This window comes from Mesorhizobium sp. 2RAF45, assembly GCF_052115225.1.
Taxonomy (GTDB): domain Bacteria; phylum Pseudomonadota; class Alphaproteobacteria; order Rhizobiales; family Rhizobiaceae; genus Mesorhizobium; species Mesorhizobium jarvisii.
Genome location: NZ_JBFRGG010000015.1, coordinates 17,742 through 43,010, shown reverse-complemented (window position 1 = coordinate 43,010; position 25,269 = coordinate 17,742). Strand labels below are relative to the sequence as shown.

22 protein-coding genes are annotated in these 25,269 nt (G+C 63.6%); 11 read left to right on the top strand and 11 right to left on the bottom strand.

Annotated features, from left to right (window positions below; translation table 11 throughout):
• Positions 1-3: 3 nt before the first annotated feature.
• The 3 genes from lpxA to lpxB are packed head-to-tail and all read left to right on the top strand — an operon-like array spanning position 4 to position 2,888.
• Positions 4-837 (top strand): acyl-ACP--UDP-N-acetylglucosamine O-acyltransferase, encoded by an 834-nt coding sequence (lpxA, locus tag AB4Z43_RS27895; RefSeq protein WP_027046851.1) that lies wholly within the window; start codon positions 4-6, stop codon positions 835-837.
• Positions 809-1,723, top strand: a complete 915-nt coding sequence (locus AB4Z43_RS27890; protein ID WP_441939846.1) for an LpxI family protein — start codon at positions 809-811, stop codon at positions 1,721-1,723. The genes lpxA and AB4Z43_RS27890 overlap by 29 nt, the downstream gene beginning before the upstream one ends.
• On the top strand, positions 1,716-2,888 hold the full coding sequence (gene lpxB / locus AB4Z43_RS27885) for a lipid-A-disaccharide synthase (protein ID WP_441939844.1): 1,173 nt from the start codon (positions 1,716-1,718) through the stop codon (positions 2,886-2,888). Before AB4Z43_RS27890 ends, lpxB begins: the two co-directional genes overlap by 8 nt.
• Positions 2,889-2,920: 32 nt before the next feature.
• On the opposite strand, the gene gltA is transcribed toward lpxB, so the two are convergent.
• Both gltA and gltX read right to left on the bottom strand, forming a co-directional pair.
• The gene (gene gltA, locus AB4Z43_RS27880; RefSeq protein ID WP_019858188.1) at positions 2,921-4,249 is read right to left on the bottom strand and encodes a citrate synthase; all 1,329 of its coding nucleotides are present in this window, start codon (positions 4,247-4,249) and stop codon (positions 2,921-2,923) included.
• A gap of 183 nt (positions 4,250-4,432) precedes the next feature.
• Positions 4,433-5,857 (bottom strand): glutamate--tRNA ligase, encoded by a 1,425-nt coding sequence (gltX, locus tag AB4Z43_RS27875; protein ID WP_064985725.1) that lies wholly within the window; start codon positions 5,855-5,857, stop codon positions 4,433-4,435.
• A gap of 103 nt (positions 5,858-5,960) precedes the next feature.
• Here gltX and AB4Z43_RS27870 point away from each other — a divergent pair, with 103 nt between their 5' ends.
• Positions 5,961-8,414, top strand: a complete 2,454-nt coding sequence (locus AB4Z43_RS27870; RefSeq protein WP_441939842.1) for a ComEC/Rec2 family competence protein — start codon at positions 5,961-5,963, stop codon at positions 8,412-8,414.
• On the opposite strand, the gene lexA is transcribed toward AB4Z43_RS27870, so the two are convergent.
• Positions 8,408-9,145, bottom strand: a complete 738-nt coding sequence (lexA, locus tag AB4Z43_RS27865; RefSeq protein ID WP_020628877.1) for a transcriptional repressor LexA — start codon at positions 9,143-9,145, stop codon at positions 8,408-8,410. The genes AB4Z43_RS27870 and lexA overlap by 7 nt on opposite strands.
• Before the next feature lie 377 nt (positions 9,146-9,522).
• The gene (locus AB4Z43_RS27860) at positions 9,523-10,296 is read right to left on the bottom strand and encodes a GntR family transcriptional regulator (RefSeq protein ID WP_441939839.1); all 774 of its coding nucleotides are present in this window, start codon (positions 10,294-10,296) and stop codon (positions 9,523-9,525) included.
• Positions 10,297-10,448: 152 nt separating this feature from the next.
• Between AB4Z43_RS27860 and AB4Z43_RS27855 the strand changes: the two genes are divergently transcribed.
• The 4 genes from AB4Z43_RS27855 to kynU are packed head-to-tail and all read left to right on the top strand — an operon-like array spanning position 10,449 to position 14,470.
• Positions 10,449-11,435, top strand: coding sequence for an ABC transporter substrate-binding protein (locus tag AB4Z43_RS27855; protein WP_441939837.1), 987 nt, complete (start codon positions 10,449-10,451; stop codon positions 11,433-11,435).
• Between the two features lie 59 nt (positions 11,436-11,494).
• Positions 11,495-12,274, top strand: coding sequence for an ABC transporter ATP-binding protein (locus AB4Z43_RS27850; protein ID WP_038646859.1), 780 nt, complete (start codon positions 11,495-11,497; stop codon positions 12,272-12,274).
• Positions 12,275-12,279: 5 nt separating this feature from the next.
• Positions 12,280-13,203 carry an ABC transporter permease gene (locus tag AB4Z43_RS27845; protein WP_019858181.1) on the top strand — a complete coding sequence of 308 codons (924 nt, stop codon included), beginning with the start codon at positions 12,280-12,282 and terminating at the stop codon, positions 13,201-13,203.
• 19 nt (positions 13,204-13,222) lie between these two features.
• Complete coding sequence (gene kynU, locus AB4Z43_RS27840) at positions 13,223-14,470, top strand: kynureninase (RefSeq protein WP_069093422.1); 1,248 nt, start codon at positions 13,223-13,225, stop codon at positions 14,468-14,470.
• Positions 14,471-14,474: 4 nt separating this feature from the next.
• On the opposite strand, the gene kynA is transcribed toward kynU, so the two are convergent.
• Positions 14,475-15,311, bottom strand: a complete 837-nt coding sequence (gene kynA / locus AB4Z43_RS27835) for a tryptophan 2,3-dioxygenase (RefSeq protein ID WP_019858179.1) — start codon at positions 15,309-15,311, stop codon at positions 14,475-14,477.
• A complete protein-coding gene (locus tag AB4Z43_RS27830; RefSeq protein ID WP_441939834.1) occupies positions 15,308-16,933 on the bottom strand; it encodes an AMP-binding protein in 1,626 nt (541 codons plus the stop codon). Before AB4Z43_RS27830 ends, kynA begins: the two co-directional genes overlap by 4 nt.
• Before the next feature lie 313 nt (positions 16,934-17,246).
• Here AB4Z43_RS27830 and AB4Z43_RS27825 point away from each other — a divergent pair, with 313 nt between their 5' ends.
• Positions 17,247-18,077 carry an alpha/beta hydrolase gene (locus AB4Z43_RS27825; RefSeq protein ID WP_202359929.1) on the top strand — a complete coding sequence of 277 codons (831 nt, stop codon included), beginning with the start codon at positions 17,247-17,249 and terminating at the stop codon, positions 18,075-18,077.
• 46 nt (positions 18,078-18,123) lie between these two features.
• Here the strand turns inward: AB4Z43_RS27825 and AB4Z43_RS27820 are convergent, their stop codons facing one another.
• The 5 genes from AB4Z43_RS27820 to AB4Z43_RS27800 all read right to left on the bottom strand — a co-directional run bounded on the left by AB4Z43_RS27820 (position 18,124) and on the right by AB4Z43_RS27800 (position 23,629).
• Positions 18,124-19,329: a molybdopterin molybdotransferase MoeA gene (locus AB4Z43_RS27820; RefSeq protein ID WP_441939832.1), complete on the bottom strand. Its 1,206-nt coding sequence runs from the start codon at positions 19,327-19,329 to the stop codon at positions 18,124-18,126.
• Positions 19,329-19,811: a cyclic pyranopterin monophosphate synthase MoaC gene (gene moaC / locus AB4Z43_RS27815; RefSeq protein WP_202359931.1), complete on the bottom strand. Its 483-nt coding sequence runs from the start codon at positions 19,809-19,811 to the stop codon at positions 19,329-19,331. Before moaC ends, AB4Z43_RS27820 begins: the two co-directional genes overlap by 1 nt.
• A 66-nt stretch (positions 19,812-19,877) precedes the next feature.
• On the bottom strand, positions 19,878-20,726 hold the full coding sequence (gene trpC / locus AB4Z43_RS27810) for an indole-3-glycerol phosphate synthase TrpC (protein WP_441939830.1): 849 nt from the start codon (positions 20,724-20,726) through the stop codon (positions 19,878-19,880).
• A 3-nt stretch (positions 20,727-20,729) separates the two neighbouring features.
• Entirely contained in the window at positions 20,730-21,740 is a 1,011-nt protein-coding gene (gene trpD / locus AB4Z43_RS27805) for an anthranilate phosphoribosyltransferase (protein ID WP_441939828.1), read from the bottom strand.
• On the bottom strand, positions 21,737-23,629 hold the full coding sequence (locus AB4Z43_RS27800) for a SurA N-terminal domain-containing protein (protein WP_038646847.1): 1,893 nt from the start codon (positions 23,627-23,629) through the stop codon (positions 21,737-21,739). Before AB4Z43_RS27800 ends, trpD begins: the two co-directional genes overlap by 4 nt.
• A gap of 143 nt (positions 23,630-23,772) precedes the next feature.
• Here AB4Z43_RS27800 and tpiA point away from each other — a divergent pair, with 143 nt between their 5' ends.
• Complete coding sequence (gene tpiA, locus AB4Z43_RS27795; RefSeq protein WP_019858170.1) at positions 23,773-24,543, top strand: triose-phosphate isomerase; 771 nt, start codon at positions 23,773-23,775, stop codon at positions 24,541-24,543.
• A gap of 167 nt (positions 24,544-24,710) precedes the next feature.
• Positions 24,711-25,187, top strand: coding sequence for a preprotein translocase subunit SecG (secG, locus tag AB4Z43_RS27790; RefSeq protein ID WP_019858168.1), 477 nt, complete (start codon positions 24,711-24,713; stop codon positions 25,185-25,187).
• The last annotated feature ends 82 nt before the right edge of the window (positions 25,188-25,269 follow it).

Here is a 25,269-nt window from a genome sequence, read left to right as displayed (position 1 = left end):
CTTATGAAAATCAAGACTTCAATCCATCCTTCCTCCGTCATGGAAGAGGGCGCTCAAATCGGTCAGGGTGTGCGCATAGGGCCGTTCTGCCATATCAGCGCCGATGCCGTGATCGGCGATGGTGTCGAACTGGTCAGCCATGTCTCCGTCATGGGCGCGACCACCATCGGCGCCTCGACCAAGGTCTATCCGATGGCGACATTGGGCGCACCGCCGCAGAACACCAAACACCAGGGCGGCCGCACGACGCTGGTCATCGGCGCCAACTGCACCATCCGGGAAGGCGTCACGATGCATGTCGGGACCGACACCAGCCGCGGCGAAACGACAGTGGGCGACAATGGCAATTTCCTTGCCTACGCCCACATCGCCCATGATTGCGTTGTCGGCAAGAACGCCACCTTCGCCAATGGCGCGACGCTGGGCGGCCACTGCGAGATTGGCGACAACGTCTATATAGGCGGCCTCAGTGCCGTTCATCAATTCGTGCGTGTCGGCGACAATGCCTTTCTTGGTGGGTGCTCGGCCTTCGTTGGTGACGTCATTCCCTATGCCATTGCCGTCGGCAACCGCGCCAGCTTGCGCGGTTTGAACATCATCGGCCTCAAGCGCGCCGGTCTGCCGCGTTCCGAAATCTATCTGTTGCGCAAAGCCTACAGGACGATTTTCGACCGCTCTCGCACCGTTGGCGAGAACATCGAATTCGCCAAGGCCGAGTTCGCCTCTTCGCCGACCGCCATGAAGATCGTCGACTTCATCAGCAGTCGCGGCAAGCGGCACTATGCAGTGCCATCGCTAAAAGGCAGCGATGGCGACGATACCGACGATGAAGACTGAGGCCGCTTCCGCCGGTCTTGATCTCCCGCCAGATGCCAGGGTCGGCATCATCGCAGGCGGCGGCAGTCTTCCGGTCGAAGTCGCGGCGGGCTCGGCCGGGCAAGGTTATCCGCCCTTCATCGTCCTCATGGAGGGCGAAGCCGACCGTCTGCCGGAATTGTGCCGGTACGAGCATGAGACCCTTGCCCTGGAGGCGATCGGCTCGCTTATTCCTTTGCTCAAACGCCACCGGATTACCCATCTGGTGCTTGCCGGCGAGATCAAGCGCCGGCCAAGGCTGACGCATCTGCGCCCAAGCCTTAGCCTGCTGGCGGTGATACCAATTGTCGTCATGGCGCTGGCGCGTGGCGACGATGGCCTGTTGAAGGTGGTGGCGCGCGGTCTCGAGGCCCGAGGGATAAACGTCATGGGCGCCCACGAAATCGTGCCGAGCCTGGTCGCCGCCGAAGGGGTCTTGACCAAAGCGGTGCCGCAGAAATCGGATTGGCGCGACATCGAGGCAGGCTTTGCCGCGGCGAAGGCCATCGGGGCGCTGGATATCGGCCAGGCGGCGATCGCGGTCGGCGGCCGGGCCATTGCGCTCGAGGGCATCGAGGGTACGGCCGGATTGCTCGACCGCGCCAAACTGCTGCGTGGTCACGGCCGCATCGCCGGCAAGACCCGCGGTGTCCTGGTCAAATGTGCCAAGCCTGGCCAGGAACTGCGCGCGGACCTTCCATCCATCGGGCCGCAGACGGTCGAAGCGGCATATGCGGCCGGGCTTGCCGGCATTGCCGTCGAAGCGGGGCGCTCACTGATCCTCGAAGGCCCCGCAACCCTGTCGCGCGCCAATGAACTTGGTCTGTTCATCGTCGGCCTGGCCGCAGCGGAGCCTGCACATGGCTGACAGGGCGTTGAAGATCGCGATCGTCGCCGGCGAGGAATCGGGTGATCTGCTCGGCGCCGACATCGTGCGTTCACTCCGCCAGATAACAGGTCGCGAGGTGCGGCTCGTCGGCCTCGGCGGCCGGCATCTCGGCGAATTGGGCCTGGTGTCGCCCTTCGATGCCGGTGAGATCGCGCTGATGGGTTTCAGCGCCGTCCTGCGCGACCTGCCGCGCCTCATCAGGCGGATCGGCCAACTGGCCAAAACCATTGCCGAAGAAAAGCCGGACTGCCTGGTCACCATCGACAGTCCGGACTTTTCCTTGCGCGTCGCCAGGAAGGTACGGGCAGCCAATCCGTCGATACCGATCATCCATTATGTCTGCCCGAGCGTCTGGGCCTGGCGGCCGGGCAGGGCGGTGGCGATGAAGCCCTATGTCGACCATATCCTCTGCATCCTGCCGTTCGAGGTGAAGGAACTCGACCGGCTGGGCGGCCCGCCGGGCACCTATGTCGGGCATCGCCTGACGCATGATGCGGGCGTGCTTGCCTCCCAGAAGGCGCAGGCCTTGCCGCGCGATCTTGCCCAGGACCGGATCAAGACATTGCTCGTCCTGCCGGGCTCGCGGCGCGGCGAGGTACGGCGACTGATCGAACCATTCGGCGAGACCGTGTCGATGCTGCGCGCGCGCGGGCATCGGCTGCGACTGCTGCTGCCGACGGTTCCGCATGTCGCCGATCTCGTCAAATCCTCGGTCAATCGTTGGGACGAAAAACCCGAAATCATCGTTGATCCGCAACGCAAATGGCAGGCTTTCGGCAAGGCCGATGCCGCGCTGATCGCATCGGGGACCGTGTCGCTGGAACTGGCTTTGGCTGGTGTGCCGATGGTGTCGTCCTACAGGCTCGATCCGGTCGCCCGTGCCGTTGCGCCGTATCTTGTTTCCGTCTGGTCGGCGCTGCTGCCCAATCTCATCTCGGATCGCGCGCTCATCCCGGAGTTCTACAACGAGTACGTCAAGCCGAACAATCTGGCTCGCCAACTGGAAGCGTTGTTTGCCGACAGCGGCATGCGCGCCTGGCAGAAGGACGGCTTTGCGGAGATTGCGCGGCGCATGGCGACAGACAAGCCGTCGGGTGAGATCGCGGCGGGCGTTGTGCTGCGCCATATAAAAAAGGCGCCCTGAGAGGCGCCTTTCTTTAATCACGGCAGCTTCGGTCAGCGCTTGGCGATCGGCACGTAGTCGCGCTCCGGCGCTCCGGTGTAGAGCTGGCGCGGGCGGCCGATCTTCTGGCGCGGATCCTCGATCATCTCCTTCCACTGCGCGATCCAGCCGACGGTGCGTGCGACCGCAAACAGCACGGTGAACATGGTGGTGGGGAAGCCCAGCGCCTTCAGCGTGATGCCGGAATAGAAATCGACATTCGGGTAGAGCTTCTTCTCGATGAAATAGGGGTCGGTCAGCGCGATCTTTTCCAGTTCCATCGCGATGTCGAGCAGCGGATCGTCCTTGATGCCGAGTTCGCCCAGCACCTCGTGCGCCGTTTTCTGCATGATTTTCGCGCGAGGATCGTAGTTCTTGTAAACGCGGTGACCAAAGCCCATCAGCCGGAACGGGTCGTTTTTGTCCTTGGCGCGGGCGATGAATTCCGGGATGTGATCGACATGGCCGATCTCGCCCAGCATGTTGAGCGCCGCTTCATTGGCGCCGCCATGGGCCGGGCCCCACAGGCAAGCGATGCCGGCGGCGATGCAGGCGAACGGGTTGGCGCCCGACGAGCCGGCGAGGCGAACCGTCGAGGTGGAGGCATTCTGCTCGTGATCGGCGTGCAGGATGAAGATGCGCTCCATGGCGCGCGCCAGCACCGGGTTGATCTTGTACTCCTCGCACGGCACCGCAAAGCACATATGCAGGAAGTTTGCCGCGAAACCGAGATCGTTCTTCGGGTAAATGAAGGGCTGGCCGATGTGGTACTTGTAGGCCATGGCCGCGATCGTCGGCATCTTGGCGATCAGGCGCATCGACGCCACCATGCGCTGGTAGGGGTCGGAGATGTCGGTGGAGTCGTGATAGAAGGCCGACAGCGCGCCCACCACGCCGCACATCACCGCCATCGGGTGCGCGTCGCGGCGGAAGCCGGTGAAGAAGCGCGACATCTGCTCGTGCACCATGGTGTGGCGCGTCACGCGGTAGTCGAAATCGTCCTTCTGCGCCTTGGTCGGCAGTTCGCCGTAGAGCAGGAGATAGCAGACTTCGAGGAAGTCGCCGTGTTCGGCCAGCTGGTCGATCGGATAGCCGCGGTGGAGGAGAATACCGGCATCGCCGTCGATGAAGGTGATCTCGGACTCACAGCTTGCCGTCGAAGTGAAGCCGGGGTCGTAGGTGAAGGCGCCGGTCGTGCTGTAGAGCGAGGCGATGTCGATGACGTCGGGTCCGACGGAGCCGCTTCGCACCTTGAATTCATGGGTCTTGCCGGCGAATTGAAGCGTTGCGGTAGCCTCTTGGTTCGCGCCGCCCACATCCAGTTTTTTCGCAGCTTCGGTCATTGCAAACTCCTTGTTGTTTCCTCATGCCGGCAAAGGCAAATTCTGCAGAGCGACACGTCGAAATCACCGCAATGCGCGTATTCGCCACCGCATTTTAGGAGGTGCGTGCCAGATTGGGCCAAGGCCTAATGTTGCACTGCGAAACGCGCCTTTCAATGCCAATCTTCTTGGGCCAGTTTGCTCCTAATCGATTTGATCCGCTATGCGCGCCAGGCTTTCCTCGCGCCCAAGCACGGCAAGCACGTCGAACACGCCAGGCGAGGTGCTTTTGCCGGTCAGCGCGGCCCGCAACGGTTGGGCCACGGCGCCAAGCTTGTGGCCACCGGCCAGCGCATAGTCGCGGATCACGGCTTCCGCCGCGGCTGCAGTCCAGTCGCCGGAAAACGCATTCAAAGCTTCGTGAGCGCCGCGCAGGATCTTGCGGGCGTCGTCGTTGAGCAGGAGGGCCGCCTTCTCGTCGACCGGCAGCGGTCGCGTGGCGAACAGATAGGCCGCGCCATCGACGAGCTCGACCAGCGTCTTGGCGCGCTCCTTCAGGCCCGGAAGGGCCGCCAGCAACTGCGCCTTGTTGTGTTCGTTGAGGCGCGCGGCCATCGCCGGGCCACCCTCGAGATAGGGCAGAGTGGCGATGAAGATGTCCAACAGCTTCGCGTCGGCCATGCGCCGCATATGCGCGCCGTTGATCGCTTCCAGCTTGGCGAAATCGAAGCGGGCAGCGCCCTTGTTGACGTCGCCGATATCGAACCAGGAGATCATGTCCTTGATCGACATGATCTCGTCATCGCCATGACTCCAGCCCAGGCGCGCCAGGTAGTTGAGCAGTGCCTCCGGCAGGTAGCCCATGGCCCGATAGGCTTCGACGCCGAGCGCGCCATGGCGCTTCGACAGCTTGGCGCCGTCGGCGCCATGGATCAGCGGGATGTGCGACATAGACGGCACGTCCCAGCCCATGGCGTTGTAGATCACGGTCTGGCGGGCCGCATTGGTCAGGTGGTCGTCGCCGCGGATGATGTGGGTGACACCCATGTCGTGGTCGTCGACGACGACGGCATGCATGTAGGTTGGGTTGCCGTCCGAACGCAGGATGATGAAGTCGTCGAGATCCTTGTTGGGGAAGCGCACCTCGCCCTGGACGCGGTCATGGACGATCGTCTCGCCTTCGGTCGGCGCCTTGATGCGGATGGCGCCCTTGACGCCCGCAGGCGCCTCAGAGGGGGCGCGGTCGCGCCACTGGCCGTTGTAGCGCGGCGGCAGGCCCTTGGCCCGTGCTGCCTCGCGCATCGCCTCCAACTCGGCCGGCGTCTCGTAGCTGTAATAGGCCTTGCCCAGACGCACGAGTTCCTCCGCGACCTCGCGGTGGCGTGGCGCGCGCTCGAACTGCGAGACCGCGTCGCCGTCCCAGGTCAAGCCGAGCCAGGAGAGGCCGTCGAGGATGGCAGCCGTCGCGGCGGCGGTCGAACGCTCGCGATCGGTGTCCTCGATGCGCAGCAGCATCGTGCCGCCGGTGTGTTTGGCATAGAGCCAGTTGAACAGAGCCGTGCGCGCGCCGCCGATGTGCAGATAGCCGGTGGGCGAGGGGGCAAAACGGGTGACGACCTTGTCGGACATGAAACTCTCGGAAACCATCTGAAGCGGGGTGCGGCCGCGCGGACTTTCGCGCGTCGCGCGTTCATGTAGCATAGGGCGTCAGGGGTGCAAGGGGCAGGACCCGATGGCTGGACGAGGCTGGGGCTCGGATCAGGGCGAGGACGCTGGTGTTGGCGTCAGCGAACGGTCGTTGTTTGCATCTCCCCTTGCGAACCCACTGCCATCGCCCCTTATGCCTGCACCCGGCAGCCAGCCGCCGCAGGCGGATATGCCGGCGACACTTCCGCCGCCTGCTTCAGGCCGGATTGTGCGTGTCCGGCGGCGACTCGCCCGGGTTTCCTGGCCTCGCCTACGCCATAGTGCGGCGACGGCAGCGGAGCTCGAGCTTGACCGGGGCATCGCCTTCCTGCTGGTGCCGGTTTGTCTGGCCGCTGGAGCGATCGGCTATTATTCGCTCGCGACGGAGCCTGATTTTGCAAAGCCTGTCGCGGTCGTCGTGCTGATGGCGGTCTGTGCATTTGTTTCGCGCTCCTGGCCCAAAACCCATCTGGGCTTCACGGCGGCATTGTTGTGCGCGCTTGGCCTGCTTGTCGCCAAGGTCGAGACATGGCGGGCGGGCACCCAGATGCTGGGTTCGGAAATCTCGACGCAAGTCACCGGCCGTGTCGTTTCGCTCGACCGGATGGAGACCGGCCGCATCCGGCTGACCATCGACGTGACGTCGACCGCCCGGCCGAAACTGCGCTATGCGCCGGAAAGGGTCAGGCTTTCGGCGCGAGATATCCCGGCGGAAATGACTGCCGGCTCCCTGGTCACCGGCTATGCTAAACTGTTGCCGCCGACCGGTCCGGTGCGGCCGGACAGTTACGATTTCTCCTTCGACAGCTATTTTGCCGGCATTGGCGGCAGCGGATTCTTTCTCGGCAACCCAAAGCTTGTCTCAGCCACGGACGACGAGGTGCCGCTCACGGCCCGCCTTTTCTCGGGGATAGAAAATGCCCGTGAAGCCATTGCCGACCACATCAGGGCCACGGTTGGCGGTGCCGAGGGTGAGATCGCGGCGGCGCTGATCGTCGGCGTGCGGGCCGGCATTCCCGATGAAATCAACGAGGCGATGCGACGCACCGGCATCTATCACATCATCTCCATTTCCGGACTGCATATGGCGCTCGTCGCCGGTACCATCATGGGGCTGCTGCGCGGCGCCTTCGCGCTGTTTCCGGACTTTTCCGCGCGTCGGCCGGTGAAGAAATATGCGGCCGCCGCGGCCCTTTTCTCGATCGCCGCCTATCTCGTCATTTCCGGCGTCGTCGTCGCGGCCGAACGCAGCTTCATCATGCTGGCGGTGATGCTGATTGCCGTGCTGTTCGATCGCGCGGCGCTGACCATGCGCAATCTTGCGATCTCGGCGATCGCCGTCATTGTGGTGTCGCCGCATGAGGTAGTCGGCCCAAGCTTCCAGATGTCGTTCGCCGCGACCGCGGCGCTGGTCGGGGCTTATGCCGGCTGGGCGGATCACCATGCGGGAAAGGCAAGACCGCCACCGCCAAAGCGATCCCTGCCGGGTTTTCTCACGCGAAAATTCCTGCTGGCGACGGGTGGGTTGGCGATGACATCCATCATCGCCGGCTGCGCCACGGCGCTGTTTGCCATCTGGCATTTCCAGCGTGTGTCGCCGCTCAGCCTGTTCGCCAATCTGGCCGTCATGCCGATCGTGTCACTGATTGTCATGCCTTTCGCTGTTCTCAGTTCGCTTGCGATGCCCTTTGGTGCCGACGGTCCCTTCCTTTACGTGATGGGCAAGGGCCTGACCGCAATGATCGCCATATCGGCGTGGATATCGGAGCGCTCCCCGGTCGATGCGGTCGGGCTGATTTCGCAGCAATCCGTGCTGCTGGTGACCATCGCCCTGATCATCGCGACGATGGCGACGACCTGGCTGCGGCTCGCGGCAGTGCCATTCGCGCTTGCCGGCCTGCTGACAGTATCGGATACGCGCGCCCCGGATGTGCTGATTTCCGAAGATGCGCGTTTGGTGGCGCTGCCGATCGGCGGTGGAGAACTCGCGGTCAGCCGGGCTCGCCCGAACGAGTTCACCGTCGACAATTGGAAACGCGCGCTGGTGTCCGAAACCATCGTCGTGCCGGAGATGTTCGACAAGGCGGACTGGCAATTCGACATTGCCGATGCCGCCAATCTGCCGCCGGGAGCGCCGTTTTATTGCACGGATGGCGTCTGTCTTGCCCGGCACCCGTCAGGGGCGATCATCGCGCATGTCGAAGACCGCAAGGACACCTGGAAGGCTTGCGGCTTCGCCGATTTGATCGTCGTCAATGACGCAACCGGCTATGATTCCTGCCACAATCCGCTGGTTGTTGTCGTCACCAAACGGCAACTTGCCCGCAAGGGCAGTGCCGCCGTCTTCTTCGACCGCCAATCGGCGACAGGTCCGCCAATCATCAGCTTCGCGGTGGACGGGCCATATCGGCCCTGGCACGAGCAGCGAAAATTTTCGCGCGAGGCGAGGGGGCTGCCGCCCTATCAAAAACCCGAAAAGCCTGCCGTTCCTGCTCAGTAGCGCCGGATCAACCCGACAAGCTTGCCTTGCACCTTGACCCTGTCTGGCCCGAAAATGCGCGTCTCGTAGGCCGGGTTGGCGGCTTCAAGGGCGATCGAGGCGCCCTTGCGGCGGAACCGTTTCAGGGTTGCTTCCTCCTCGTCGACCAACGCCACGACGATCTCGCCCGGGCTCGCCGTGTCGGCGTTGCGGATGATGACCGTGTCGCCGTCGAAGATGCCGGCGTCGATCATCGAGTCGCCCTTGACCTCAAGTGCATAATGCTCGCCACCCATGATCATGTCCGGCGGTACCGAGATCGAATGTGTCTGATGCTGGATGGCATCGATCGGCACACCAGCGGCGATGCGACCCATCACCGGGATCGACACGGCGGAAACCGCATCGTCATTATTGCCGGCCGCGGGCAAGCGCGATGCCGCCGGCTTGATCTGGCGGCCAAGACCACCCTGGCCGAGGCTGCCCTGGATGACGCTTGGCGAGAATTTCTTTGCCGCGTTGAGTCCGGGTGCGATCGAATCCGGCAGCCGCAGCACTTCCAGCGCCCGCGCCCGGTTGGGCAGCCGGCGAATGAAGCCGCGTTCCTCCAGTGCCGTGATCAGGCGATGAATGCCTGACTTGGAGGCAAGATCGAGCGCTTCCTTCATTTCGTCGAAGGAAGGCGGAATGCCGCTTTCCTTGAGCCGTTCATGAATGAACATCAGCAGTTCATGTTGCTTGCGTGTCAGCATGGCGGCCCCCAAGGCATTGAACGACGGGTGTGAATCAGAATCGAAAAACAAACCCAGAACAAACACTATCTGTTCCAGTTGTGTTCCGCAACTGTTTAAAGTTTAATGAATTTGTTAACGCGTCCGAAATTATTTGGCCCCGGCAGCGGGCCGCGCTAGACCGCTTCCGCTCCCCGCAGGTTCATTGAAATCATTTTGGTTAATGGCCTGTGGCCTACCCCTGGATGCGGTTTGGCATCAGGCGTTTGAGAGGCGTCCACAGAGCGGATTTGTACGGTGTATCGATCCATTTCCGGCGGAACGAAACGAAATCAAAATGCCAACGGTCGCGGGTTCAGGCCGGCCATGGCCGCGTGGATATGGACGCCGCGGCAACGTCATCCGGAAACCGCTTTCAGGCTGCCGGCGCGCGCGGTGTAGGTGTTGGCGCCGTTGTCTTCGCTGTGGACATAGACATGCAGCGTGTAGCCGATATGCGCGGTCATCAGCGCCTTTGCCCGCTCGACATTGCGATCGAGCGCCGCTTCCATGATTGCGGTGTGATGCTCGATGGCGATCGCCTCGCGCAGGGCGTCCATAGCCTCGCCATAGCCGTCCTTGAGGCCGGCCGCCGCCCGCAATGTCGGCGCCAGGCCGAGAAACCGATGATGCCGACGCAGTTGATCGGCGATCGTCGAGCGGAAGCGCAATAGCCAGTTCGACGTCGCCGCGCTCAGCAGAGCCGCATGGAAGGCCTCGTGGCTCTCGTCCCATTTGTCGACGGCCGCCTCGGAAGGGTCTTCGACTGCGGTCTTGCACCGGGAGAGCCGGTAATGAGCGGTGACGACCGCGTCCTCCCATTCCCTGCCGCCGTTCGCGATCGATTCCAGGAACAGCGGCATTTCGACAACCATCCTTGCGCGCGCCAGGTCCTCGAGCTCGGCGCGCGACACGGGAGCGACGGCAAAGCCGCGATTGCTGATGGCGGTGACCAGGCGCTCGGCTTCAAGTCGGGACAAGGCTTCACGCAGCGGCGTCCAGCCGACGCCGTATGTGCCGCGCAGCGCGCTCAGCTTGAGCGGCGCGCCCGGCATGAGGCGGGTGGTCAGGATATCGCGCCGCAGCAGCTGATAGGCCGCCTCGGTCTTCGTGGAATTGTTCTGATCCTGCATCGCCATCCGTCCGTCATCGGCTTGCGAAAATTATATATGAAGCGGAGGTATGGCAAGAATTATATATAATGTTTGACACACGGCGGGCGACTGACCATGATCGCCGCAGTTGCCGTCCTGTGGGCGGCGCTGATCAAATCTGGGAGGAAATGATGTTGAAGTCGAAGTCCGCTTGGCTGTCGGGATTGGCCCTGGCAGGCGCATTAATGGTCAGCGCAGGCAGCGCCGCGGCCGATCAGATACGCATCGGCATCGCTAATTTCGGCGAGCATCCGCAGCTCAATGCCGCCATAGCCGGCTTCAAGAAGGCATTGACGGACAACGGTTTTGTCGAGGGCAAGGACGTCGTCTACACCGAAAGCCATACCAACTTCGATGCATCGCTGGTGCCGCAGATGATTGCCAAGCTGCAGGCGGAGCAGCCCAAGCTGATCTACACCATCACCACGCCGGTATCGCAGATCGCCAAGAAGGCGCTCGCCGGTTCCGGCATTCCGATCGTCTTTGCCGCTGTCACCGATCCGGTGGCGGCCAAGCTGGTGCCGTCGTGGGACGCCGGAGACGAAGGCATGACCGGCGCCAGCGATCTGCAGGATGTCGCCGCGGTGATGGCCTTCACCAAGAAGCTGCTGCCGAACGCCAAGCGCTTCGGGGTGCCTTACAATCCAGGCGAGGCCAATGACGTTGCCCTGATAGAAAAGATCAAGGCGGCGGCGCCGGCGGCCGGTTTCGAGGTCGTGGAAATCGGCATCGACAACGTCAATGACATCCAGCAACGCATCGCTTCGCTCGCCGGCAAGGCTGACGTGATCTACGGTCCGGCCTCGAACCTGATCCAGCCGGCAATCGCCGCTGTCTCCGCGGCCGCACGCCAGGCCGGTATCCCGGTCGTCAACTCTGATGACAGCGCGGTCCGCAACGGCACCGTGCCGGCGAGCTTCGCGGTCAATTACACGCAGGTCGGCATGAACGCCGGCAACATCGCCGCCGAAATCCTCAAGGGCAAGGATCCCAAGACGATCGCGCCGTCGCGCCCGGCCTACAAGGATCACATGGCAACGATTTCCCGCAAGGCGATGGCCGCGTTCGGCATCGAGATACCGGCTTCGATGGCCGATTGCGGCTGCATCGTCGACTGATATCGGGCTGCAAGGGGCGATGGCGTTGGCGCCGTCGCCCTTCCGGCCAGGGAGGAACGATGCTCGATATCCGATCCGCGCGCAAAGTATTCTACAAGGGGCAGGCCGACGAGAAGGTCGCGCTCGACGGCCTCAGCCTGTCATTGGCCACCGGCGAGTTCGGCATCGTCATCGGCTCCAACGGGGCCGGCAAGAGCAGCATGCTCAACGCTATTTCCGGAGCCCTCGTCCTGGATTCCGGCAAGATCCTGATCAACGGCGCCGACGTGACAGCCATGCCGGTGCACAAGCGCGCCACACGATTGGCGCGCGTCTTCCAGGATCCGATGCGTGGCACCGCCGCCAGCATGACCGTGGCGGAGAACATGCTGCTGGCCGATCTGCGCAGCCAAAAACGCACGCTGCGGCAAGGGCTGAACGCCACGCGGCTCGCGTCCTACAAGGAGCGCCTGTCGATATTGGGCCTCGGCCTCGAAAATCGTCTCGACACCCGTGTCGACCTGCTCTCGGGCGGGCAGCGGCAGTCGCTGTCGCTGATCATGGCAGTCGGCGGATCGCCGGACCTGCTGCTGCTCGACGAGCATACCGCGGCACTCGACCCGCGCACGGCCGAGATCGTCATGCAGGCGACGGTGCGTGCCGTCAACGCGCTGAAGCTGACCACGCTGATGGTGACCCACAACATGCAGCACGCCGTCGACTATGGCAGCCGGGTGATCATGCTCGACGCGGGCCGGGTCCTGCTGGAGGTCTCCGGCGAGGAGAAGGCGAGGGTCACGGTTATCGATCTGATCGGCCATTTTTCCATCAAGACCGACCGCATGTTGCTGGCGAGCTGATCACCATGGGCTTTATTCCGGACGTTCTGACGAGCTTTGTCGCGATCATGCCGGTGACCCTGGCGCAGAGCCTGATCCTGGCCTTTGTCGTGCTCGGCATCATGATCCCGTTCCGCATGCTGAACTTTCCCGATCTCACTAGCGAAGGCGCCTTTCCGCTGGGCGGCTGCGTCTGCGGCGTGCTGCTGGCTGCCGGGGTATCGCCGCTGACCTGCATCGTCGTCGCATTTGTGGCGGGCTTCGCGGCGGGTTGCTGCACCGCCTTCATCCATCTGCGCTTCCGCATCCACACGCTGCTGGCGGGCATCCTGATGATGACGATGCTCTACAGCATCAACCTGCGCATCATGGGCAAGTCTAACCTTTCGGTTTTCGGCTCGCCCACCGTGTTCGATTGGGTGCCGTTCGCGCGGCCGGGTTTTCCGGCCAGCAAGATCGTCGTCGCCGGCCTTCTCGCGCTCATCGCCTTTGCGGCGCTCTACATGTTCTTCAGAACCGAGAAGGGGACCGCCGTGCGCGCCGTCGGCGCCAATCCCGACATGGCCGAGGCGCAGGGCATCAATGTCTGGGCGGCGACCATAGGCGGTGTCGGGCTGGCAAGCGCGTTTTCGGCCTCGAGCGGCGCGTTGATGGTGCAGTCGCAGGGATTTGCCGACGTCAATATGGGGCTGGGCATCCTCATCAACGGCCTTGCCGCGCTGATGATCGGCGAGGCGGTCGTTGGCAAGCAGACGGTCTCGCGCCAGCTGCTGGCGCCCTTTGCCGGCGCGATCATCTACTACCAGCTGGTGTCGTTCTGCCTTGCCGCCGGCATGCCGCCTCCCGACCTGAAGCTTGCCACGGGCCTGTTCGTGCTCGCCATGCTTGCTCTGCCGAGCCTCAAGCGCAGCCGGGGACCAGCGCCCGCGCGCGAAGCGATCCGTGAATAACCAGGGAATGTCACACATCATGCGTGCAACGATCGATCTCGCCGCAGTCGAAGCCATGGATGCGGCGGATCCGCTGCGTGCCATGCGCGACCGCTTCATTTTGCCGGAAGGTGTGATCTACCTCGACGGCAACTCGCTGGGTGCCGCGGCGCCCGCCGTCTTCAACGAGCTGCAAAAGGCGGCGACGCAGGAATGGGCGCAGGATCTCATCCGCGCCTGGAACACCGCGGGCTGGTTCGACATGCCGGTCGCGCTCGGCGACCAACTCGGACGTCTGATCGGCGCCGAGGCCGGCCAGACGGTGGTCTGCGACACGACCTCGATCAACATCTACAAGGTGCTGCATGCAGCCCTTGGCATTCGGCCGAACCGCTCGGTCATCGTCGCTGAGGGCGACAGTTTCCCGACCGATCTCTACATGGCCGAAGGCGTGGCCTCGACGCGGCCGGGCACGGTGCTGCGGCTCGAAGGCGTCGACGCGCCCACCATCGAGGAGCTGATCGATGAGCGCGTCGGGGTCATCCTGGTCAACCACGTCAATTACAAAACCGGACAATTGCGCGACATGGCCGCGCTGACGTGCAAGGCCCATCAGGTCGGTGCGCTGATCGTCTGGGATCTCTGCCATACGGCCGGCGCGTTGCCGGTCGAACTCGATGCTGCGAACGCCGATTTCGCCATTGGCTGCACCTACAAATATCTCAATGGCGGTCCGGGTGCGCCGGCGTTCATCTATGCAGCGAAGCGCCACCACGACGACGTCCATCAGCCGCTGAGCGGTTGGTGGGGCCATGCACGGCCCTTCGCTTTTGAACAAAGTTATGCGGCCGGCAGCGGCATCCGCCGGTTCCTGTGCGGCACGCAGCCGGTGCTGTCGATGCGGGCGCTGAAAGGGGCGCTCGATATCTGGGACGATGTCGACATGGCGGCGGTGCGCAAGAAGAGCATCGCGCTCACCGACCTGTTCATCCAGCTCGTCGAAGCCAGATGCGGCGCCTACGGCCTCGAACTCGAAGGTCCGCGCGACGGCAATGCGCGCGGCAGCCAGGTGTCGTTCCTCCACCCGCATGGCTACCAGGTGATGCGGGCCTTGATCGAGCGCGGTGTGATCGGCGATTTCCGCGCGCCGTCGACCATCCGCTTCGGCTTCACGCCGCTCTATGTCGGCTACAAGGACGTCTGGCAGGCGGTCGAGGTGCTCGAGGACATCCTGCGCACCGGCGCCTGGCAGGAAGCGCGTTTCGCGGTCAAGACGGCGGTGACTTGAGACCTCAGAGCCGCGTGCGGACCGTCCACAGTTCCGGAAACAGCACGACCTCGAGCATCTTCTTGAGATAGGACGCACCTGAGGTGCCGCCGGTGCCGCGCTTCAGGCCGATGATGCGCTCGACCGTGGTGACATGGTTGAAGCGCCAGCGGCGGAAATAGTCCTCGAAATCGACCAGCTTCTCGGCCAGCTCATAGAACATCCAGTAGCGCTGCGGATCGCGGTAGACGGTCTGCCAGGCGACCATCACCTCTTCGTTCTCGGTGCGGGTCTCACGCCAGTCGGTGCGCTTGGCATCGGCGCCGATGTCGAACCCGTTGCGCGCCAGAAGCAGCAGCGCTTCGTCGTAAAGCGATGGCTCGGCCAGGATGGCCTCCAGCTTGCCGGTGAGGTCCGGCCGGTGCTTGTGAGGTCCGAGCATTGCTAGGTTGCGGTTGCCAGCCATGAACTCGATGGCGCGGTATTGCCAGGACTGGAAGCCAGAGGATTGGCCGAGCGCGTCGCGGAACTCGGTGTATTCGCTTGGAGTCATCGTGCGCAGCACGTCCCAGGCGTTGTTCAACTGCTCGAAAATCCGGGCGACGCGCGACAGCATCTTGAAGCTCGGCTCGAGGCGGTCGGCGCGAATGGAGCGTATGGCGGCGCCAATCTCGTGCAAAGCAAGTTTCATCCAGAGCTCCGAGGTCTGGTGCTGGATGATGAACAGCATCTCGTCATGCGCCGACGACAGCGGCGTCTGTGCGTCGAGCACTTTTTCCAGATGCAGATAGTCGCTGTAGGACATGCGCTCCTTGAACGACATCTGCGCGCCTTCGGAGGCCGGATCGTAGGGCTCGCTCAATTGGTTTTCTCCGTACGCAGCCGGAAGCGCTGGATCTTGCCGGTCTGGGTCTTGGGCAGGGCGGCGATGAATTTGACCGAGCGCGGATATTTGTAGGGCGCTATCGTTGCCTTGACGTGGTCCTGCAGGCGCTTGACGGTCAACGCATCGGGCGCCACGCCTTGCACCAGCACGACATGCGCCTCGACGATCTGACCGCGTTCGCCGTCATCGGCGCCTATGACCGCGCATTCGGCGACATCGGGATGCGACAGCAGTGCCGCTTCGACCTCTGGTCCGGCGATATTGTAGCCGGCGCTGACGATCATATCGTCGGAACGCGCGGCGAAGTGGAAGAAACCGTCCTCGTCCTGGGAAAAGGTGTCGCCGGTGAGGTTCCAGCCCTCGCGCACATACTCCTTCTGCCTGTCGTCGGCCATGTAGCGGCAGCCGGTTGGTCCGCGCACCGCCAGCCGTCCGGTCTCGCCGCGTGGCACCTCTTGCATCGCGTCGTCGACGATACGCGCTTCATAGCCGCCCACCGGCTTGCCGGTGGATGCAGGCTTCATGTCGCCAAAACGGTTGGAGATGAAGATGTGCAGCATTTCGGTGGCGCCGATGCCGTCGAGGATCGGCTTGCCGGTCTTCTCGGTCCATTCCTCGAAGACCGGAGCCGGCAAGGTCTCGCCGGCCGATACGGCGACACGCAGCGATGACAAATCGGCACCTTCATCCATGGCCTTCAGCATGGCGCGGTAGGCGGTAGGCGCCGTGAACGAAATGGTCGCTTTGTAGGTCTCGATGATGTGGATCATGTTGGGCGGCGTCGCCTGTTCCAGCAGCGTCGCCGCCGCTCCAAAGCGCAGAGGGAAGATGGCAAGGCCGCCAAGGCCGAAGGTGAAGGCGAGCGGCGGCGAGCCGACAAAGATGTCGTCCGGCGTGACCTGGAGGATTTCGCGCGCATAGGCATCAGCGATGATCAGGAGATCGCGGTGGAAGTGCATCGTGGCCTTCGGCACGCCCGTCGTGCCGGAAGTGAAGCCGAGCAGGGCGACATCGTCGCGGCCGGTGTTGACGGCGGTGAAGGTGACCGGCTTGTCGAGCGCGGCGCGGTCGAGCTGGGCATCGTGGTTGGCGGTGCCGTCGAAACCGATCACCTGCTTCAGGAAGGCGCTGTCCTTGGCGCAGGCGGTCATCTCGTCCATCAGCCTGGTGTCGCAAAGCGCGGTGGTGATCTCCGCCTTGTCGACGATCTTGGTAAGTTCTCCGGCGCGCAGCATCGGCATGGTGTTGACGACCACCGCGCCGACCTTGGTGGCGGCCAGCCAGCAAGCAACCATTGCGGGGTTGTTGGCGGAGCGGATCAGCACCCGGTTGCCCGGCTTGACGCCATAATTCTCGACCAGCGCGTGGGCCAGCCTGTTCGTCCAGTCAGACAGTTCCTTGTAGGTGCGGCGGCGGCCATTGCCGATCAGGGCGGTGTGATCGCCAAGACCCTTCTCGACCAGCCTGTCGGTCAATTCGACGCCGGCGTTAAGGCGTTCGGGATAGTCGAAGCCGTCGAGCAGGAAGTCCGGCCACTGATCCGGCGGCGGCAGATGTTCGCGCGTGAACGTATCGATATGCGCTGAAGGCCCAAGCATGTCGCCGCCATCCCATTTGCTGCCTGGCCAGTGCGCGAAGCATCTGTCCGAGGTCGTGGATCTGAAGTTCCCGTCTTTTCGCGAGAGGCTTTGTGTCGCCAGTTACACCTGTTCGGCGACGCCACCGGAAGGGTGGACATTCGCAGGTTTGGACAGCACAGCGGACCTCCCATTGTCGACTGTTCTCGGGGCAGGATCGCACCAGTCGAAATTTGTTTCAAGCCTAAAATGTTTTTGCCCTGAAGCATTGACGCATGGCATGGTGGCGGCCATTGCTAGCGTCAAACGCATGCGTTTTTGGGGGAGGGTGCCGATGCCTAGACATCGCATTGCCGATTGGAACAACGCCTACGCCAATGGCGCGAACATCGCCGGCAGCGACCGTTGGCCGGCAGCGTGGGCGGAACCGGCGCAAGCCTTCCGGAACGCGCTGGCGGCAGAAGGCCGGGCACGGCTGGACATCGCCTATGGCGAGCGGCCGCGAAATCGCTTCGATCTTTTCCTTCCCGAGGCCGCGCCCCAGGGGCTCATCGTGTTCATCCATGGCGGTTATTGGCTGGAGTCCGACAAGAGCGACTGGTCGCATCTGGCCAAGGGCGCGGTCAGCAGCGGCTTTGCCGTGGCGATGCCGTCCTACACGCAGTGCCCGGACATACGCATCGCGGGCATCGTCCGTGAAGTCGGCGCGGCGATCGAAAAAGTGGCGGCAATGGTCGACGGACCGTTGATGCTGACCGGACATTCGGCCGGCGGACATCTCGCCAGCCGAATGGTGACCACATCGACGCCTCTGGCGGCCGATGTGGCAAAGCGCATCCGCCATGTCGTTTCGATCTCGGGCCTGCACGACCTTCGTCCGCTCATGCGCACCGGCATGAATGGCGCTTTGGCAATCGACGAAGCCGAAGCGCAGGCCGAGAGCCCCGCCCTGTTGCGGCCCTTGGATGGCACCCGCATCACCTGCTGGGCCGGCGGTGGCGAGCGTTCCGAGTTCCTGCGCCAGAATGCGCTGCTGGCCAATATCTGGACCGGTCTTGGCGCCACCACCATCTGCGTGGTCGAGCCCGACCGGCATCACTACGACATTGTCGATGGCCTCGCCGATCCGGCGCATGCGCTGACGCGAACCTTGATCTCGGAATAGGGGAGATCGTTTTTGTCCTGTTATCAGTTAATTATGGGATAATCCTTCAGCGCAGCATCAGCACGCTGCAAGAATCCCCGGCAGCGGATGCAGGGGCAAATGGCGCCCGCACGATCAGTCCATTGGCGTCGGCCAGCATCCTCAGCATGGACGAGTCCTGGATGCTGAACGGCGTCGCCACGAGCCCGCCATCGTCCTCCCTGACCACCGACCGCACATAGTCTTGGCGCAGGTCATTGGCCGGCATTGCGGCGCCCAGTCGGGCCGAACGGATGTCCTGACGATGATCACGGCCGCCTAGCCTCGCCAGAAGCGGCTTGAGGAACAATTGCGAGCAGACCAGGCTTGCCACCGGATTGCCGGGCAGGCCGATGCACCTGATGTCGCCGAGGCGTCCGAACATCAGCGGCTTGCCGGGGCGCATGGCGATCTTCCAGAATCCGAGCGTCATGCCTTCGCCGGTCAGCACGTCATGGATCAGGTCATGGTCGCCAACCGAGGCGCCGCCAAGCGTGACGATGACATCCGCACCGGCCGCGACCGCCTTTTTGACCAACGCTGCGATGGCATCCTTGCGGTCGGCGGCAATGCCGAGATCGAGCGCGCGGGCGCCGACCGATTGCGCGGCAGCCGCGACGCCATAGGCGTTGGACGAGATGATCTGGTCCGGCCCGAGATCGCTGCCGGGCGGCAGCAGCTCGTCGCCTGTGGCGATGATGGCGACCATCGGCCGCCTTACCACACTCACTTTGGGATGGTTGGCCGATGCCGCCAGCGAGAGTGCCGCCGCATCGAGCAAACGACCTTTTTCCAGCAGGACGTCGCCCTTGGAAAAGTCGAGGCCGATGCGGCGTATGTTGCGCCATTCCGCAGTGGGCTCGATCACTTCGATCTCACCGCCGCCGAGATCCCTCACGTTTTCCTGGATGACGATGGTGTCGGCACCTTCAGGCAGCGGCGCACCGGTGAAGATACGCACGGCCTGGCGCTCGCCGACGGTGCCCTCAAAACCGCGCCCGGCCGGTGCCATGCCGATCACCGAAAGTTTCGATGGCACGGACGCCACTTCGGCCGCGCGCACCGCGTAACCATCCATGGCCGAAGCGTTGAAGGGCGGCTGAGTGCGAAGTGCCGCGACCTGTTCCGCCAGCACCCGATCGACCGCGTCGAACAGAGAAACGCTTTCGCTGGCCAGGGGGGCTGCACCATCCAGCAGGCGCTCAAGCGCCTCGGCCACCGGAACCAGCGCCATCAGGCGCCAGCCTTGTAGTCGCCGGACTTGCCGCCGGTCTTTTCCACCAGCTTGATGCCGGAAATGACCATGGCGCGGTCCACGGCCTTTGCCATGTCGTAGATGGTCAGGCAGGCGACCGATGCGGCGGTCAGCGCTTCCATCTCGACGCCGGTCTTGCCGGTGACACGCGCCAGCGCGGTGACTTTCAGGCCGGGCAGCGCGTGGTCGGGCTCGATGTCGACGGAAACCTTGGTCAGGAGCAGTGGATGGCAGAGGGGGATCAGCTCATGCGTCTTCTTCGCCGCCATGATGCCGGCGATGCGGGCGGTGCCCAGCACATCGCCCTTCTTGGCGTTGCCGGCGAGGATGGTCTTAAGCGTCGCGGGCTGCATCGAGACGAACCCTTCGGCGATCGCCGTGCGCGTCGTTTCTTCCTTGTCGCCGACATCGACCATATTGGCCTCGCCCTGTGCGCCGAGATGGGTGAGGGCCGATGTCATCGTCAGACGGCCATAGAGCGACGTGCGTCCATTCGGACGCACAAAGTACGCTCTATCACTTTGAATCTATGCATCGTGCTCTCCGAAAATCGATTCCGATTTTCGGGCCGATGCATCCAGCGCCTTGCCCGTCAGCAGAAGGCGGGTGGCGGCGGTGACGTCCTGTTGCCGCATCAGGCTCTCGCCGACAAGGAAGGTGCCGATGTCCTTCTTCTGCAGCCGGAGGCAATCGTCATGTGTGAAGATACCGCTCTCACTGACCAGCAAGCGGTCGGTCGGCACCATCGTTGCCAGCCGCTCGGAGGTTTCGAGGCTGGTCTCGAACGTTCTCAGATTGCGGTTGTTTATGCCGATCAGCCGCGACGACAGTTTTAGCGCGCGCATCGTCTCGGCTTCATCATGCACCTCGATCAGCGCATCCATGCCGAGTTCGAATGCGGCCGCTTCCAATTCGCTCGCCACGGCATCGTCGACGCTGGCCATGATGATCAGGATGGCATCCGCGCCCCAGGCGCGCGCCTCATAGACCTGGTAGGGATCGAACAGGAAATCCTTGCGCAGAGCGGGCAGGGCGACGGCTGCCCGCGCCTTGGTGAGGAATTCCGGCGCGCCCTGGAAGGACGGTGCATCGGTCAACACCGAAAGACAGGCGGCGCCGCCCTTCTCATAGGCCTGCGCCAGTGCCGGCGGATCGAAATCGGCACGAATCAGCCCTTTGGAAGGGCTCGCCTTCTTGATTTCGGCGATCAGGGCGAAGCGACCCGATCCGCGCTTCGCCTCAAGTGCTGCAAGAAAGCCGCGTGGTGCGTCGGCGTCCTTCGCCCGCGCCTTGATCTCGGCCAGCGGTTTCAGTGCCTTGGCGGCGGCGATCTCGTCGCGCTTGTAGGCCTCGATCTTGCGCAAAATGTCAGACACGGTTCACCCGTTCGAAATTTCGACCAAACGATCGAGCACCTGCAGCGCCCGGCCGCTGTCGATGGCTTGTGCCGCGAGCGCGATGCCGTCGGCGAGCGTCGTCGCCTTGCCCGCGATTACCAGCCCGGCGCCGGCATTCATCAGCACGGTGTCACGATAGGCGCCGGCAGCACCACCCAGCATGTCGCGCAAGGCCTTGGCATTGTAGGCGGCGTCACCGCCGCGCAGCTCGTCCTTGGTGTGGCGCTTCAGTCCAACCTCTTCCGGGGTCAGTGTGAAGCTGTGGATCTCACCGCCGATCAGTTCCGCCACCTGCGTCTCGCCGGTGGTGGTGATTTCGTCATAGCCGTCGCCATGAACGACCCAGGCATGCTCGGTGCCCAGCGCCTTCAATGTCTCGGCCACCGGCATGATCCATTCCGGCAGGAACACACCGACCATCTGCCTGACGACGCCAGCCGGATTGGAGAGGGGGCCGAGCAGGTTGAAGATGGTGCGGGTGCCGAGCTCGACGCGGGTCGGGCCGACATGCTTCATGGCCGGGTGGTGCGCGGGCGCGAACATGAAGCCGACGCCGGCTTCATGGATGCAACGGCCGATCGTCTCCGGCGGAATGTCTATCTTGACCCCAAGCGCGATCAGGACATCGGCCGCGCCGGTCAGCGAGGACAGGCCGCGATTGCCGTGTTTGGCGACCGGCACGCCGGCGGCGGCGATAACGAAGGCCGAGCCCGTCGAAATGTTGACGCTGTGGGAATTGTCGCCGCCCGTGCCGACGATATCGATGGCACCCGCGGGCGCCTCGACGCGCAGCATCTTGGCCCGCATCGTGGCGACAGCGCCCGAAATCTCGCTGACCGTCTCACCGCGTACGCGCAGCGCCATCAGGAAGCCGCCGATCTGCCCGGGGGTCGCGTCGCCTGACATGATGATGTCGAAGGCCTCGCGCGCTTCCTCGAAGGAAAGCGCGGTGCCGGCCGCCACCTTGGCGATATGGGTTTTCAGCGCGCTCATCTTGTCGAGGCTTGGGCAACGGCGGCCTGGTCGATGCGGACGTCATACTGCGTCTGCAACTGCGCCACCAACTGGTCGAGCAGATCGTCCGACATGCCGGAAGTGAAGGATTTTTGCGCATCCTCCGGCACCGAGCTGGCATCGGCTCCGGCGGGCTCGAACACTTCGGCGACCTTGAACAGGATCTGCCCGTCGCCGGTGGGCGAGGGGATCAAGCCGGTGCCGCCTTCGCCGACGCCGAACATCACGGCAGCGCCTTCCTTGCCGAAATCGGCATCGTCGGCTTCGCGCCTCAGGCCGCGCTTGGTCTGCTTCTCCAGTTTGAGATCGCCGGCGATGACATCGAGCGTGGCACCAGCCTTGAGCCGCTTGTCGAGCTCGCTCGCCTTGGCGGCAAGGCGCTTGGTGGTCTCGGCTGCCGTCCAGTCGGCGACGACTTTCTGGCGGACCTCGTCAAGTGTGCGGTCGCGAGCCGGCGTGATCGAGGCGACTTCATAGAAGATGAAGCCGTTGTCGGCCGTGGTCAGCGCTTCGTTTTCGGTTTTGGGTTCGGCATCAAAGACCGCCTTGATCAGTGCAGGAGATTCCGGCAGGTCCTTGACGATGGAGCCGTCCGGCCTGAGGCCGCTGCGATCGATGGCATCGATGGTGACGTCCTTCAGCTTCAGCTTGGCGGCCGCGTCGGCCAGCGAACTGCCGGAGGCGCGGGTATCTTCGTAATTGTCGTGCACATCCAAAAGGATGCGGCTTGCCTCGCCCAGCGCTAGGTCCTTGCGGATCTGGTCGGACACTTCGGCGAGCGGCTTCACCACCTCGGGCTTGATCTCGGTGACGCGCAGCAGCACCGGACCGAAGGCGCCCTGAACGACCTGGCTGACTTCGTTGGCGTTGAGCGCGAAGGCGGCATCGGCAACCGCCTTGTCGGCGATCTTGTCCTTGGCCAACGTGCCAAGCAGCGTGTCGGCCGGGGTCTTGCCTTCGGCTGTCACCAGCTTTTCGAACGTGGCGCCGGCCTTGAGCGAATCGAGCGCGGCTTTGGCTGCGTCCGGTGTCTTGAACACAAGCTGCTCGATCGTGCGCATTTCGGGCGTCGTGTAGCGCGCCTTGTTCTTGTTGTAATCGTCATTGACCTGCTGGTCGGTGACGGCAGTCGGATCCATGATGTCCACCGGCTCGAGGCGGACATAGGAGAATTTGCGGTACTCAGGTGCGGCGTAGGTCTTCTTATTGGCCTCGAAATAGGCCTGAAGCACGCTGTCGCTCGGTGCCTCGATGGGCTCGACGAGCTTCTTCGGCAACACCAGATAGTCAACGGTGCGGTCCTCGCCGCGATAGAGCGCGACGGCCTTGAAGAAAGCGTCCGGTGCCTTGAGGCCGTCCGAGACCGCCTCGACGATCTGCTGGCGCACCGCCACCTGGGCGCGATTCTTCAGATAATCCTCTGGCCGCATGCCGACCTGGCGCAGCATGTACTCGAATGTTCTCCTGTCGAACTCGCCGCCTGGACCCTTGAACGCCGGATCCTCGCGCGTCAGCTCGGCCAGCCGGTCCTTGGACAGGCCAAGGCCAAGCTTGCGGGCCTGTTCGTCGAGAACGGCGCCGGAGACAAGCTGAGCCAGGACCTGGTTGTCGATGCCGAGCGCCTTTGCCTGTTCGTGGGTGAGGCGCTGACCGAATTGCTGCGACATGACGGCGAGCTGGCGATCATAGGCGAGGCGGTATTCGTTGATCGATACCTTGGTGCCACCCGCTATTATCACCGAATCGTGGCCGGCAAAGCCGCCCATCAGCCGCCCGGAGATGCCCCAGGCGGCGAAACTGACCACCAGCAGCGAAAGCAATGTCTTCGCGACCCATGTACCCGCCGCGCTTCTCAATACACCAAGCATCGTTACTTCCGATTTATGCGCATTTTCGCATGCGCCGAGTCTGAAACAAGCGCAATAGCGCCCTTCCGGGCCACTGTCGATTGCTTTGTGGCCTGATTTTGGTAGTGAGGGCCAGAGCTTGATATCGCCCGGAGAAGCAGACCATGACGCCAGGAATTCGCCCGCTCGTCGCCGGCAACTGGAAAATGAACGGAACCAGCGCTTCGCTGAACGAGCTCAGGATGATCGGCAACGGTTTCATGAGCGGGCTCGACGCGGAGACCGAGGCCCTGGTCTGCGTTCCCGCGACGCTGCTCTCCCATGCCGCGGAGATTCTGTCGCGCACGCCGGTCCATGCCGGCGGCGAGGATTGCCACACCAAGGAAAGCGGCGCCTACACCGGCTGCATCTCGGCGGAGATGCTGAAGGACGCCGGCGCGAGCCATGTCATAGTCGGCCATTCCGAATGCCGCGAACAACGCGGCGAGGACGATGCGACGGTCCAGGCCAAGGCCGCCGCCGCATGGCGTGCCGGGCTCGTGGCCATCATTTGCATCGGCGAGACGCAGCAACAGCGTGAAGCGGGCGCCACGCTCGACGTGCTGTCGCGCCAGGTCGCCGGCTCGGTGCCGCCGAGTGCCACGCCATCCAACACCGTCATTGCCTATGAGCCGGTATGGGCGATCGGCACGGGCCTGACGCCGACCGCGGCCGATGTGACCGAAGCGCATGCGCATATCCGCGAAAAGCTCTCGGAGAAACTTGGCGCCGCTGCCGCCAAGATGCGCATTCTCTACGGCGGCTCGGTCAAGCCGTCCAATGCGGTTGAACTGCTCGGCGTCAGGAATGTCGATGGCGCGCTGGTCGGCGGCGCCAGCCTGAAGGCGGCCGATTTTCTGGGTATCGCCGAGGCCTATCGCAGCATTTCAGGCTAAGTTTCACGACGAAGGGTGGGGCTCATCCCGTCCAAATTCGTTGCAAAGGGCGCGTTGCTTCCCATATTCCGGCCACGGGCTTGGAAATGCCGTGAAAGCATTGTATTGAGCCGCCTCCAATTCACCGGTCGTGTCCGCGGCCGGGCAAGGCCTTGCCAGGATAAACTATGCAAACCGTACTGATCGTCATCCATCTCATGGTCGTGCTCGCCCTCGTCGGCGTGGTGCTGCTGCAACGCTCCGAAGGCGGCGGCCTTGGCATTGGAGGCGGATCGGGCTTCATGACGGCGCGCGGCGCCGCCAACGCGTTGACCCGGGCAACGGCGATCCTGGCGGCGGCTTTCTTCGTCACGTCGCTGACCTTGTCGATCATTGCCCGCTACGGCGAAAAGCCGATCGACATTCTCGATCGCGTCCCAGCGACCTCGGACGGCGCCGGCAAGGGCGTGCTCAACCAGTTGCCTGGCACGACGACCCCGGCACCGGCCGGCAGCACCACCCCGACGCCGCCGTCGGGCAATGGCGCGGCGACGACGCCTGCGCCGGCAGCTCCGGCCACCGCGCCCGCCTCTGGTGCAACGCCGCCGGCAAGCAACGGCACCACCAACACGGCGCCCGCGGCACCGCAGGTCCCGAACCAGTAACCTCATCTGGTCCAAACCGCGACCTGTGATCGTTTGAACACAGTCGCGGCAAATGCTGCGCGATCACGAAGATTCAACGGGC